The sequence below is a fragment of the Bacteroidota bacterium genome (assembly GCA_037133915.1).
GTDB lineage: Bacteria > Bacteroidota > Bacteroidia > Bacteroidales > CAIWKO01 > JBAXND01.
Map to the genome: position 1 here is coordinate 21,209 of JBAXND010000012.1, position 15,608 is coordinate 36,816.

The following is a 15,608-nucleotide window of genomic DNA, read 5'->3' on the forward strand; positions in this document are numbered from 1 at the left end:
TCATTAAAAAAGCCGTACCAGAAATGATACGGCTTTTTTATTTGGGAATTGTTAAGCAGTCGTTAACAATAATACGCTGATATCATGTAAGATTAACAGTGATTTTAATGTTGCAATAAGAATTATCAGACATTATTAATGTCTAATTTTGATACCTGAATGAAATTTATTGTTCATTCTTCCTTCCTGACAAAATAAAAAAACAATAATAACATAACAAACATGAAAAAAGTGAGATTACACAAAGCCTTAGCTTTTGCTATCATTTTAATTGCCGGCATGAGCAATTCGTTCGGACAGGCTCTGAGCGGGACTTACACCATTGGTGGTTCAACACCGAATTATGCGACTTTCACTACGGCCGTGAATGCACTTGTGACAAACGGTGTAAGCGGGCCTGTTGTTTTCCAGGTAAGAAACGGCACGTACAATGAGCAGATATCCATTGGAGCGGTTAGTGGTGTTTCGGCAACGAATACCGTCACTTTTCAGTCGCAAACGGGCGACAGTACGGCTGTTATTCTGACCTATCATCCGACGAGTGCTGCAAATTACACACTGCGGTTGAATGGCTGCGACCATTTGATATTTTCAAAAATATCGGTGAATGCTATCGGAAACACCTATGCAACAGCCGTTTTGATGGAGAATGCCTCCACCAATAATCTCATCAAAAACTGCGTATTGAACGGAAATACAACAGCAACAACAGCTGCACGCATGGCAGTTGTGAATTCTTCTGCAAATACGAACATCAGCAACACTATCCTTAACTGCAAAATAAACAATGGCAGTTATGGAATTTATTACAACGGTTCTTCAACAACGGGAATTATTCTGGAGAAAAATATTCTTACAGACCAGTATTACCGTGCAATATCAGTATCGTATCTGACTTCGGGCATTATCAGAGCAAACAAAGTGCGCACTAATTCAGCCTACGCTAATTTTATTGGAATTTCATTATACAATTGTGACCAGAACACTCAGGTGGTGCGTAACGACATCAATTACTCAAACGGTGATTATGGAATTTACATGAACGCCTGCAACGGGACTTCGAGCGTAAGAGGATTGGTTGCAAATAACTTCATCAGTGTGCAAGGCACTTCGAGCGGACTTGGCCATGCCATCGGCTTCGAGAATTCGAATTACCAGAACATTTATTTTAATAGTATAAACATAAGCCGGAGTTCAAGCTCATCAGCCTGTATATACCAAAAAGGCAATTCAGGCTCATCTTACTTTGAAGTTCGTGATAATATCTTTAGTGTGAACGGCGGATTCATGATGTTTTTTGAGCAATACAATGTTCTCACCAAATCAAATTACAATGATTTTGTAACAAGCGGTTCTTACTACTGCTATTGGAATGGTGGCTACTATTATTCATTAAGCCAATGGAAGAGCACTTCAAATATGGATACGAACACTGTCAGTATCAATCCGTATTTTATTTCCGCAACAGATCTTCACGTAACACAATCATTATTGAATAATACAGGTACTCCGTGTGCAGGTGTATCTGATGATATTGATGGACAAAACAGGAATGCTACTCAGCCTGATTTGGGCGCCGACGAATGGACACCCGCTGCAAACGACGCCGGTATTACAAGTATCTACCCTCCGTGTGATGGATTAGACAGCGTTTTTGTTACACTTAAGAACTTCGGCGGAACGAATCTGACCAATTGCAAAATTGACTGGACCGTTAACGGAGTTGCACAAGCACAGTTTAGCTGGACAGGCAACCTGACACCGAATACTTCAACCGGTTCTGTGAATATAGGATATTACAATTTTACTGCCGGCACATCATACACCGTTATTGCATGGCCCACACTGCCCAACGGTGGTGTTGACCCGTTCAATCCGAACGACACCATGAAAGTACTGAATGTAAATGCCGGCATGTCGGGCATCTACACAGTAGGTGGCACAACCCCGAATTATTCAACGATTAACGACGCTTTGAATGCTATCTATACATATGGCATCTGCGGCCCGGTTACGTTCAATCTTCGCAACGGCACCTACAATTCGCAGGTTTACATTTCTAATATTAATGGAACATCGGCGGTAAATACGGTGACCTTCCAGTCAGAATCCGGAGACAGCACTCAGGTAATTCTTGCCGGAGGCGATTATCCCGGATTTGTATATCTGAACGGCGGTAATTATATCAATTTTAAAAAGATTACGATTAAAAATACTTCATCGTATTCGGCAGTTTATATCAATAGTAATTCAACAAATATCAGTATCAGTAATTGCATTCTCGACGGCTATCCGTATACAACGAGCACACAGGCTGCGCTGATTAACATTCCTGGAAGTTCGACAAATCTGACTTTCAGCCGGAATGTATTCAAGAACGGCAGTTATGGAATTTACTGGAGTGGCTCGAACAATACGGGATTGCTGATTCAGAACAACCGTTTTGAAAGCCAGTACTACCGTGGTATTGGACTCTCAAGTCTGAAAGCACCGGTTGTTACGGGCAATTTCTTCACTTCAACCACTAACTCACAAAGCGATTACATGGCCATTAACATGAGTTACTGTATTGAAAATATGAGGATTGATAAAAACGTAATAACCATGCCCTACTACGGCTATTACGCCATACAATTAAACTATTGCTACGGGACGAGCGCACTGCACGGGCTAACCGCAAACAATTTCGTAAGTATGACCGGAACCTACTTCAGCGAGGGATACGGCATCAACTCTTACGGTTCAACCTGGCAGGACATTGTGTTTAATAATGTAAACATTAAAAGGGCTACTTCATCGAGCAGCAGAGCATTCTTTCAGAATGCAGGTGGTTCCGATGTTCGCCTTTACAATAATATTTTTAAAGCCATTTCGGGATACGCCAGTTACATCAGCGAGACATACGCCATATCGGCCATGGATTACAATGATTATTACTGCCCGAACGGAATCGTGGGTTACTGGAATGGTAACCGCACTGCTTTATCTGACTGGCAAAGTGCCAGTGTGAAAGATTCAAACTCATTCAATCTCAATCCTGCTTTCACAACAGATACTAATTTACATGTTCAGCAGACATTGCTTGACAATAAAGGCAAAGTGTTTTCAGGTATTACCACCGATATCGACGGACAGACGAGAAGCGTCTCAACTCCCGACATCGGCGCTGACGAATTCACAACACCTGCAAGCGATGCCGGACTTACAACGATTGATGCCGGATTAACATTTTGCCCTGGCAACAGCAATGTTTATGTGAAACTGAAAAATTATGGAACAAGCACTTTGACATCCGCCACTATTGTATGGTCGGTGAACGCGGTTGCACAGGTGTCGTATTCATGGACAGGCAGCCTTGCTTCCGGTGCAACAACAAGTTCTTTCGCTATCGGCACCTATTCATTCGTTCAGGGAGTCCCTTATACTATTAAAGCGGCCTCTGCTAATCCTAATGGTGTTACTGACCCGTTTATATGGAATGACTCTGCTCAGATACTGAACAAATACGTTTCCATGAATGGACTTTATACTATCGGTGGAACAACTCCGGATTATGCAACATTCAACCTTGCTGTTGCCGACCTTAATCAGCGCGGTGTTTGCGGTCCTGTTACTTTTGATGTCAGAGCCGGAAGTTACAACGAGTGGGTGAATCTTCAATCAATTCAAGGTGCCTCATCTACAAATACGATCACATTTAAATCGGAGGCTAATGACAGTACTGCTGTTACACTTACATACGGCAGCAGTGCAAGTTATACTTTATGGATGAACGGTTGCAAGTATGTTACCTTCAAAAAAATGACCATCCAGAATACGTACACTTACTCCCGCGTTATTCAGTTTGACGCCGGTGCCTCCAATAACAGTATTACCAACTGTATATTATTAGGTGTGAACAGTGGCTACACTTCGTGGGATGGGTCTGTTATCGCTTCAAATAATGTGAACAACACAAACAACACTATCAGCGACAATATTTTCCGGTATGGTTCTTACGGTATTTATTATATAGGGAATTCAAGCCCGGGCGCATCCGGTGTTGTAATAAAGAATAACACCTTTAATGACCCCTATATGTATGCCATTTATGCCAACTGGCTTCCCGGTATACAGATTAAAAATAATGTTGTAAACAGTACGTACAGCTACTATTATTTTATCGGTTTTTATCTTGATAATTGCTCAAATAACATTGCAATCACAGGCAATACCATTGACATGAGTTATTACGGTCAATACGGCATGCAGTTCTATTACTGTTATGGAAATACAAGTCAGCGTGGATTGATTGCAAATAACTTCATCAGCTTACGCGGAAACAACATCGGGCAGGGAACCGGCATTTATGATTATGACAGCCGCTACCACGATTATTTCAACAACAATATTAATGTACTGAGATCAGATGGTAATAATAAAGCATTCTACCAGACCAGCGGTACTGACTTGCGCTTCATAGATAATATTTTTGTTTCCAAATACGGTTATGCTCTTTACATTGACAACCCATCGGCTATTGCCGGAAGTAACTACAATGACCTGTTCTCAGATTATGGAAACTGCGGTTACTGGTATGGCGGTCGTACCAGCATTACTGACTGGAAAAACGCCAGCGCAAGAGATACCAATTCACTGGGTGTTAATCCTTATTATATCTCCGATGCCAACCTTCACGTTCAGCAGCCATTATTGAATAATGTAGGAAGACCGCTTCCGCAGATAACAGTTGATATTGACGGTCAGACCAGAAGTTTAACCACCCCCGACATTGGTGCAGACGAATGGAACATTCCCCCGAACGATGCAGGTATTTACAGTATAAGCCAGAGCCTGACTCTGTGTCATGGCGCCGACAGCGTGTATGTGGTTATAAAAAATTATGGAGCCACCACACTGACAAATGTAACTGTAAACTGGACCGTGAACAGCGTTGCACAAACCCCTTTCAGCTGGACAGGATCGGTTGCACCCAATACAACATCCGCAGCATTCAGTGTGGGTTACTACCCATTCCTTATCGGAACACAATATACCATTGTTGCATCCACCAGTAATCCTAACGGTCAGCCTGACCCGGCATTGTTCAATGATCAGGCACAAATGACCAACCAATATGTTTCCCTTTCGGGTAATTATATTATTGGCGGACCAAATCCCGATTTCGCAAGCTTCAATCTGGCGGTATCAGCACTTATGACCTATGGCGTTTGCGGCCCGGTTGTATTTGATGTATGGAACGGTACTTACAACGAATCCCCTTATCTGGGAAATGTTACAGGTGTTTCATCAACCAACACTATTACCTTCCGTTCACTCTCAGCCGACAGCACTCAGGTAATACTTAACGGGAACAATGCCTTTACGCTTTACGCAACGGCTCCTTTGTACATATATTTCCAGAAGATGACATTGAAAAGCACCGGAAATACTGCTTTATATGTATACAATGGCAGCACCAACGTTTCTGTAACCAATTGCATCATTGAGGCACCTAATAATAACAGTTCCTCATCTTCCTACAGCGGCATTTATATGCAGAGCATTCCGAGTACTACCAGTTTCATTACTATAAAAAATAATGTATTCAAATACGGCAGCTTCTCTATTTATTTTGGAGGAAGCACGGTACCGGGTCTTGAAATCAGCAACAATAGGTTTACAAATCCTTACTACAGGGGGATTTATATAACCGGTGCTACTGCTCCTCAGATTAAGAACAATTATATTCAGACCAGCGGCTCATTGTACAGCGATTATTATCATATCGATATGTCAAGCTGTACAAATGCTGTAATCAAAAATAATTATCTCGAGAACAATTCATCGAATAACACATTTTATGCAATCTACGCAAACAGTTGCGATCGCATTGAAATCACGGAAAATACCATTATTAACAACTACACCGGTCTTTATAGTTTCAGGGGTATTTATGTGTATTACTGCCCGAATGATATAAAGGTAACTCGCAACAAGATTAAAATGTTCTCCGGTTATTATGGGATTTATTCCGAAGGATGTACTGGAACATCAACTGCCAGAGGTCTTTTTGCCAATAATCTGGTAAGTCTGCCCGGCACCTATCCCGGCGATGCATACGGTATCATTTTATCATCCAATAACTATCAGGATGTTTACTACAACTCTGTAAATATTCCTAACAGGACTTCGGGTTCTACCAAAGCTTTTTACCAGGCAGGCGGCGGCGGAAATCTGAGAATAAAAGACAATATTTTCTCTGCAGCTTACGGAACCGCCTACTATATTGAAAGCGGAACCACACTCGCCTATTCCAACTACAATGATTTCAATTGCCCCAACGGATATATGGCAGCATGGAATGGCACTCAGTACAACACTCTTGCCACATGGCACAATGTTACACAACGAGATTCCTCTTCAAGCAAGATAGACCCCCGTTACGTAGCTGATACGAACCTGCATCTACAGGAACCGCTTCTTGATAATACCGGAAATCCTATTGCAGGATTAACAACAGACTATTTCAATACTGCTCGTAATGGAAGTCATCCTGATGTTGGTGCTATTGAATGGACAGCACCACCGATTGACGCCGGTATTCAGGCTATTGATGATGTAGCAAGTTTCTGTATTACCAGTGATAGCGTTTATGTTACTCTTAAAAATTATGGCTCTGTGAATCTTACAAGCGCAACACTCAACTGGAAAGTGAATGGTGTTGCACAGACGCCCTTCAACTGGACGGGTAATCTGGCACAGGGACAAACATACGGACCCTTCTCTATTGGATTTTACAACTTCAGCATTGCCACCCTGTATTCCGTTTATGCCTGGACATCAAATCCGAACTCAGGTACAGACGCATATGCATTTAATGACTCCTCAAAAGTGCTTAACAAATATCTGGCAATGTCAGGAACATACACTATTGGCGGCACCAATCCTGACTTCGCAACATTCAGTCTTGCATCAAGTGCGCTGACAAGCAGTGGTGTTTGCGGACCGGTAGTATTTGATGTACGACCCGGCACCTATTACGAAAGCGTTACAGTTAACACCATCAATGGAACATCATCTACTTACACAGTAACGTTCCAGGCAGCCAACGGCGACAGCACAAGCGTAGTTCTTGCTTATAGTGGACCACCCCTCTATTTCCAGGGATGTAACTATGTTACGTTTAAAAAACTAACGCTCAGGAATACAGCAAGCAGCGGATATGTTGTTTATCTTGGCAATAACTCATCCAACGATGCCTTACGCAGCTGTATCATTGAGGGATATACAGGAAATTCTACGAGCCCCAATGAAGCGCTTGTTTATGCCCCCGGCATCACCGCATCCAATAACTTCACCATCGATAAAAATAAGATGCGCTACGGAAGTTATGCACTCTACGTTTCGGGGAGTTACCCATTGCTTGGTTGGACCGTGAGTAACAACAGTATGAGCGGACATTATTACAGAGGAATTTTCGAAAACAATATGTACTCTTCACGTATCCTGAATAACTCGATTTCCGTTTCCAACGGATACGCCTACGGAGTTGAAATAAATTATTGTCCATCTGTTGAGATTAATGGTAACTCTATTAATGTAACCGGTGGTTCCTACACCCATGGTATTTACATGCAATATTGCGATAATAATATTAAGATTATTAATAATAAAATCATCGCAAATGCAGCCTGCCTCAGTCAATATTACTGCAATGGCACGGCCACTCTTAGAGGTGTAATTGCCAACAATTTCCTGATGATGCCTTATGGAGGTAGTTCGCCGAATACGACTATTATGTGCTATAATAATAATTATCAGGATTATTTGTACAACAGTACAAATATGATAATGGGTTCACAGAATTCTTACGCCTTCTATCAACAGGCGAACGGCACTAACCTGCGTTTGAAGAATAACTCTTTTGTTACGACTTACGGTTATCCAATTTACATCAATGAGCCTACTTCAATTTCAGAATCCGATTACAATAATATCTACTCATCAAACGGATATTTTGCAGGATACTGGAACGGTAACCGCATCAACCTGGCATACTGGCAAAGCGCCAGTGGACAGGATGCACATTCTATCAGTGTTGCTCCGGCCTACCTGAGCTCAACCGATCTTCATACCTGTAATAATCTCCTCAATGGTGCAGCCGTTCATTTAACCGCTGTAACTGCAGATATTGATGGTCAGCCAAGAGATCCGTCAACACCCGACATCGGTGCCGATGAATTTTCAGGCAGTTCTTTAAATCCCGGAACCATTAGTGGTAATACCACAGTATGTTCAGGGCTGACAGGTATTTCCTACGCTATTACACCAATTCCGGGTGCCAGCAGTTATACATGGACTGTTCCATCGGGATGGACAATAACTTCAGGTCAGGGAAGCAGCTCAATACTGGTTTCTACAGGTTCAAATTCGGGAAGTATCTGCGTTTTTGCAACAAACAGTTGCGGAACCGGTTCCACATCATGTCTTTCAGTTAATAACACCGGCTCTATCAGCCCGGGTGCTGTATCAGGAACTGCAGTTGTTTGCGGAAATCAGGCAGGTCTCGTCTATTCCATTTCATCAGTTTCAGGTGCAACGGCCTACAACTGGACTGTTCCTTCAGGTTGGTCAATTACATCAGGGCAGAATACTACATCACTTACAGTTACGTCAGGAGCTAATTCGGGCAATATCTGCGTTACGGTTACAAGCGGATGCGGTACATCATCACCTTCCTGCATGGCTATTACCGTTTCTAATAACGTTGGAACTCCGTCATCTATTTCCGGTTCATCCATCGTTTGCTCATCCGATACGGGTCTCGTTTACACAATTACATCACAGCCCGACGCTGTATCTTATACCTGGAGCGTGCCGATTGGCTGGACTATAACTCAAGGACAGGGAACTGTGTCAATTAAAGTAAATGCGAGCCTTGCCAGTGGAAATATCTGCGTAATCGCTAACAGTTCATGCGGAGTGCAGTCGCTTCAGTCATGCACCGGTATCACTGTAAATAATGGTGTGGCAACACCGGGGTCTATTTCAGGCAGTGCTTCAGTTTGCTCGAATCTTGCGGGTATCGCATATAGTATAAGCCCCGTGTCAGGAGCTATTTCCTATACCTGGAGCGTTCCGACAGGATGGAGTATAACATCAGGACAGGGCACTAATGCAATCATAGTAACATCCGGAACACTTGGAGGCAATATTTGCGTTACCGCGGTTAATAACTGTGGTGTAACATCAGGCGCATCCTGTGCGAATGTTTCTATCATTTCAAGTATGCCTCCTCCGGGAACTATCGCCGGTTTAAGCGGCGTATGCCCAAGTCAATCAGGTCTCACCTATTCAGTGAATACGATTCAGGGTGCCGTTTCTTATACATGGACAGTACCCACAGGTTGGACAATAACAGGTGGACAAGGAACAAACAACATTGTTGTTACTTCCGGAACATCGAATGGTACCATCTGCGTTACCGCGACGAATTCCTGCAATCTGACCTCTACATCTTCATGTCTGAATGTCAATATTACAACTACCTTCCCTGCACCGGCAAGTATTACAGGTAACAGTATCGTTTGTCTGAGCCAGCAGGGCATTACTTATACAGCAGCAACCGTCCCCGGCGCAGCATCCTATAACTGGACTGTACCAACCGGATGGATTATCACTTCAGGACAAGGCACAACAGATATTACTGTTACGTCAGGTACAACAGGCGGAAATATTTGCGTTACCGCCAGCAACGCTTGTGGTATAATATCTACTGCAACATGTATGGTGGTTAGCATCAATACAAATATGCAGGCACCCGGTGGCATCATTGGCTCAGCAAGTGTTTGTCCAAGTATGGCAGGACTCAGCTACTCCATCACTCCGGTTAGTGGCGCGGTTTCGTATGCATGGGTAGTTCCCACGGGATGGACCATAAACTCCGGACAAGGTACAACGGCTATTAATGTTACTTCAGGTACGGCCGGTGGTTCTATCTGCGTTACCGCGACTAACTCATGCGGCACTACTTCAGTCTCATCGTGCTTCTCTATAAGCATTAACAGCACCGTGGCTATACCCGGAACTATTTCCGGTAATGCCAGCGTTTGCTCCGGTCTGGCTGGTGAGGTGTATTCGGTACAACCGGTGAACGGAGCGGTGTCATACACCTGGAGCACGCCTACCGGATGGACTATTACTTCCGGACAAGGCTCAAATACTATTACCGTTACTTCCGGTTCTGTCGGTGGCAGCATTTGCGTGTCGGCAGTTAACGTTTGCGGCAGCAGCTCATCCAACTCATGTCTGCCCGTTTCTATTACGACTACTATGCAGGCTCCGGGAGCTATCACAGGTCTTACGGGCGTTTGCCCCAACCAGCCGTTGCTTACTTATTCTGTAACCGCAGTTCCGGGCGCTTCTTCTTACACTTGGACCGTACCAACGGGCTGGACCATTGCGGCAGGACAGGGCACCAACTCGATTACGGTGACTTCAGGAAGTACTAACGGAGCTATCTGTGTTACGGCTACCAACGCCTGTAACATAACCTCCTCTGCAACGTGCATTAATGTAAATATCAGTTCTACTTTCCCGGCTCCTTCGAGCATCATTGGTAATAATTTCGTGTGCCAGAACACTCAGGGACTCTATTACTCCGTTACGCCCGTGCCGGGTGCTGTTTCATATACATGGTCAACGCCTTCAGGATATATAATAACAGGTGGACAGGGTACCGATAATATTGTGCTCACTTCAGGTACTTCAGGCGGAAATCTTTGTGTTACGGCAACCAATGCCTGCGGCATCACTTCGGTGGCTACTTGCCTGGCTATTTCTATAAACTCAGGGATGCAGTCTCCGGGCACCATCACCGGCGTTTCTACGGTTTGCTCTAACCAGACAGGACTTACCTACTCGGTGGTTCCGGTCAGCGGGGCGGCATCATACACATGGACTCTGCCCAACGGATGGATTATTCTTTCCGGTCAGGGAACTGCCAGTATTACGGCAACTTCAGGTGTATCGGGCGGCAGCCTGTGCGTTACTGCAACAAATGCATGCGGTATCACTTCGGTAGCTTCATGTCAGGCGGTGTCCATTAACAGCACCATTCCTACTCCGGGAACCATTACTGGTATTGCTTCGGTTTGCCCGAATCTGGCAGGGCTGGTTTACAGCATTCAGCCGGTGGCAGGTGCGGTCTCATATACATGGACTGTACCAACGGGATGGACCATTTCATCAGGTCAGGGGACAAGCACCATTTCGGTGGCGTCGGGTAGCGGTAATGGCAACCTTTGCGTTACGGCTACAAACTCATGCGGGGTGACATCATCTTCGTCCTGCTTGCCGGTATCTATTGCCACATCAATGCAGGCGCCTGCAGCTATTACTGGTTTGGCTGCCGTTTGTCAGGGACAGGCTGGTATATCCTATTCGGTCACTCCGGTGCCGGGTGCCGTTTCCTATTCATGGAACGTACCCTCGGGATGGGTGATTAACTCAGGACAGGGGACCGACAACATCAATGTGACTGCAGGCAACTCTAACGGAAGCATCTGTGTAAACGCAACCAACTCTTGCAACCTCACATCACAGCCTACCTGTCTTACCGTATCGATTAATACAAGCATGCAATCCCCGGGCCTCATATCGGGTGTGGCCAGTGTTTGCCCCAGTCAGTCAGGTTTGATATATGCTATCACTCCGGTGGCAGGTGCTACATTATATACATGGACACTGCCCACAGGCTGGATTATCAACTCAGGTCAGGGTACCGACAATATCAATGTTACGGCCGGTTCAGGTAGCGGTAGCGTTTGCGTGACCGCGACAAACACCTGTAATAACACTTCGGCGCCTTCATGTCTGAGCGTTTCGTCTAACTCTTCGGTTTCTGCACCGGGTACCATCAGCGGTAATCCGGGAGTGTGCCCGGGACAGACAGGTCTTAACTACAGCATCCTCCCGGTTACGGGGGCTTCATCATACAACTGGACATTCCCAACCGGATGGATTATTACTTCCGGGCAGGGTACTACTACCGTGAGTGTGATTGCCGGTAGTGCCAGCGGAAGTATTTGTGTGACCGCACTCAACTCCTGCGGACTCACTTCTACCGCTTCATGTACTTCGGTCACTGTTTCCAATTCTCTTGCTGCTCCGGGTACAATTACCGGAAACGACAGCGTTTGCGGTGGAAACTCAGGACTCACCTACTCTATTGCTCCGGTGAGCGGTGCAAGCACTTACAACTGGACACTGCCTTCGGGATGGGCCATTACTGCCGGTGCAGGTACTACTACTATTAACGTTACAAGCGGAACAATCAGCGGCAGCATTTGCGTAACGGCCGGTAACGGCTGTTCGGTGAGTACCGCGTCATGCCGCAACGTGGTGGTGAAAGCCGTGGTGGGTACGCCTCTTTCTATCTCCGGAAACAGTAATATTTGCGGTGGCAATACCGGACTTGCATATTCAATATCGCCGGTTGCTAATGCTACGGCTTACTCTTGGACCGTCCCCAACGGATGGACCATTACTTCAGGACAGGGCTCTGCAAGCATTATGGTAAATGCCGGTACAAACCCGGGCACCATTTGTGTGGTGGCATCCAACGCATGCTCTTCCAGTTCGGCTGCTTGTATTCCGGTAACCGTTGGACAGGCCCCGGCACAGCCCACGGCTGTTTACGGACCCGACAGCATTTGCCCCAACACCACAGGACAGGTATTCTACACGAACAATGTGTCGGGTGCAAGCTCCTACTTCTGGTCATTCCCGGCAGGCTGCGTGATTGTGTCAGGACAGGGTACCACCATGGTTACCGTCGATATGGGTGCTGTTGGTGGAACCATCTCGGTGGTGGCGTCCAACTCCTGCGGAAACAGTGCTGCGGCAACACACGCAATAGGGCTGTATCCCGTTCCGGCTATTCCGGTGATTTCCGTTTCAGGAAACAATCTGATATCTACTTCTGCATACGCTTACCAGTGGCAGCTCAACGGTAGCGAGATTCCGGGAGCTGTGCTGCAGGCTATCGCACCATCGGGCTCCGGATTCTACAACGTAACCGTTTACAACAGCTTCGGCTGCTCGGCTACTTCGGCGCCGTTCTCATACAATGCCAGCGGTGTGGATGAAGTAACTACCGATGCTTCGGGAATGAACGTATATCCAAACCCGGTGCATACCATGCTTACCCTGACAGCTGACTTTGCTCAGGAACAAACGTTCTCAGTAAGGTTGATGAATGTTTTGGGCGAGCTGGTTAACGTAATTGACGATAACTACACAGGTACAGCATACTCCAGAACTGTGAATATGGAACAGCTTCCTTCAGGCGTTTACTACATCATTCTCAGCACTAAGGATAAAAATATCTATACCAAAGTGGTCAAAAACTAAAGTTCATCTATTCATTAAAAAAGCCGTACCAGAAATGATACGGCTTTTTTATTTGGGAATTCAGAAAAAACATTATATTTTTGTAACACTATTTTATAAAAAAGTGTTACGATGCAAATAAGATTCAGTGTTTCTCTGGACGAAGACCTGATGTTTGAACTTGATGAACTGGTGGCCAAACACCAGTTTCCAAACCGTTCTCAGGCAATACGATTTCTTATAAAAAACTCTTCGGTCAGCGAAAAATGGGACAAAAATAAAATCGTGGCAGGTGCAATTGTTATCGTTTACGATCATCATAAACGTGAGTTAAACAGCCGCTTGATGAGCGTTCAGCACGATTATCATCAACTAATTCTGTCAACACAGCATGTACATATTGCTCATGACCTCTGCCTTGAGACGATAGCCGTTAAGGGAAAAGCATTGCACTTACTAAACCTTGCCGACATGATTATTTCAACTAAGGGAATACAGCACGGAAAGCTTGTAATGACAGACATCGGTTAATTAAAAAATAAAGGCGTAATACTATTTTTAAAAAAAGTAATACTAAATGACGCAGGAAGCAATACTACTTTTAACTACAACTATTTCCATTGCATTTATTCATACCCTTATCGGGCCTGACCACTATCTGCCGTTCATTGTAATCGCTAAAGCAAAAAAATGGAGCTTATCAAAAACTGCATGGTTCACGGCATTATGCGGCATCGGGCACGTTGGAAGTTCAGTAATATTAGGATTTATCGGCATCGCGCTTGGAATAGCGGTTGGCAAGCTTGAGCTGTGGGAAGGAGTCCGCGGAAGCGTAATTTCATATCTATTTACTGGATTTGGGTTGGCTTACCTGATATGGGGAATACGAAGAGCTGTGCGCAACAGGCCGCACAAACATTTACATTTTCATGGTGACGGCAGCACCCATGTTCATGAACATGCGCATCATCAAGAGCATCTGCATGTGCATGAAACAGCAGGGAAAAAGAATCTCACACCCTGGATATTATTTACAATTTTTATTTTTGGACCGTGTGAACCTTTGATACCGCTTGTAATGTTTCCTGCGGCCAAGCATGATTACTCCACACTTACACTGATTACACTGGCATTTGGTGCGGTAACCATTGGCACGATGATCAGCCTTGTACTGGCAACTTCATACGGATTAAAATTTCTGCCGATGAAGAAAATGGAAAAGTACAGCCACGCACTGGCGGGCGGCACCATATTTTTATGTGGGCTTGGAATGTTATTTCTTGGTCTTTAACAGCATCATCCCTTATGGTTGGCACGTAACCATTCGTACCATGTATCCATTCCTTCACCTGATTTTACAGATAGTTCAATAAATTCAAGATGGTGGTTTACTCTCAGCGCGTATTCTTTTGCTTTTTCAATACTGAAATCCACGTAGGGTAGCAAATCTGTTTTATTGATGATACAAAGCCCCGACGACATGAACATGTTCGGGTATTTCAACGGCTTGTCCTCACCTTCTGTAACGCTGATAATAACAACTCTTTTAGCTTCGCCAAGATCGAACAGCGACGGGCACACGAGGTTACCGACATTTTCTATTATAAGAACTGACTTTTCGGAAATATCAAGTTTTTTAACCGCTTTATTTACCATATCGGCATCGAGATGGCAGCCATTTCCGGTGTTGATTTGGACAACCGGAGCGCCGGTAGCATGAATACGTTCGGCGTCATTCATGGTTTGTTGATCGCCTTCGATTACCGAAAAAGAAATTTCATTCTTAAGTTCGTTGATGGTTCGTTCTAAAAGGCTTGTCTTTCCAGAGCCTGGAGAGCTTACAAGATTGAGTGTGAAAATATTTTTCGCTTCAAAATAACCACGATTACGTTCTGCCAGCTTATCATTTTTCTGCATGATACTCTGCTCCAGAACTATTTCCCGCGAATGCGCATGCTCATGCGGATGATTGTGATCATGATCATGCTCTGAATGTTCGTTGTCATGATTGTGTGAGTGCTCATGACCTTCGTGAGAATGCTCGTGATTGTAGTGATGATGATGCTCGTGCTCATGCTGGCTATCGTCATGAACATGGTCATGGTTATGATGGTAACTGTGTTCATGGCCATGCGTATGCTCATGGTCGTGATGATGCTCGGTGTCTTCGCCGGGTTTCCGGATTGTTATATCGTCATGGCCGCAGCCGCAGGTATCGCACATTTATTTTAAAA

Annotated in this window: 4 protein-coding genes; 3 read left to right on the top strand and 1 reads right to left on the bottom strand. The window is 44.7% G+C overall.

What is annotated here, in order from left to right; translation table 11 throughout:
• Positions 1-222: 222 nt before the first annotated feature.
• The 3 genes from WCM76_05895 to WCM76_05905 all read left to right on the top strand — a co-directional run bounded on the left by WCM76_05895 (position 223) and on the right by WCM76_05905 (position 14,665).
• Entirely contained in the window at positions 223-13,395 is a 13,173-nt protein-coding gene (locus tag WCM76_05895; GenBank protein MEI6765154.1) for a right-handed parallel beta-helix repeat-containing protein, read from the top strand.
• Positions 13,396-13,506: 111 nt separating this feature from the next.
• A complete protein-coding gene (gene nikR / locus WCM76_05900) occupies positions 13,507-13,905 on the top strand; it encodes a nickel-responsive transcriptional regulator NikR (GenBank protein MEI6765155.1) in 399 nt (132 codons plus the stop codon).
• 46 nt (positions 13,906-13,951) lie between these two features.
• Positions 13,952-14,665: a hypothetical protein gene (locus tag WCM76_05905; protein ID MEI6765156.1), complete on the top strand. Its 714-nt coding sequence runs from the start codon at positions 13,952-13,954 to the stop codon at positions 14,663-14,665.
• Between the two features lie 5 nt (positions 14,666-14,670).
• On the opposite strand, the gene hypB is transcribed toward WCM76_05905, so the two are convergent.
• Complete coding sequence (gene hypB / locus WCM76_05910) at positions 14,671-15,597, bottom strand: hydrogenase nickel incorporation protein HypB (protein MEI6765157.1); 927 nt, start codon at positions 15,595-15,597, stop codon at positions 14,671-14,673.
• Positions 15,598-15,608 lie beyond the last annotated feature (11 nt).

Excerpts from the sequence above, each read along its gene's own strand:
- hypB (MEI6765157.1), bottom strand. The coding sequence starts at position 15,597 with ATGTGCGATACCTGCGGCTGCGGCCATGACGATATAACAATCCGGAAA.
- WCM76_05895 (MEI6765154.1), top strand. The coding sequence starts at position 223 with ATGAAAAAAGTGAGATTACACAAAGCCTTAGCTTTTGCTATCATTTTA.
- nikR (MEI6765155.1), top strand. The coding sequence starts at position 13,507 with ATGCAAATAAGATTCAGTGTTTCTCTGGACGAAGACCTGATGTTTGAA.
- WCM76_05905 (MEI6765156.1), top strand. The coding sequence starts at position 13,952 with ATGACGCAGGAAGCAATACTACTTTTAACTACAACTATTTCCATTGCA.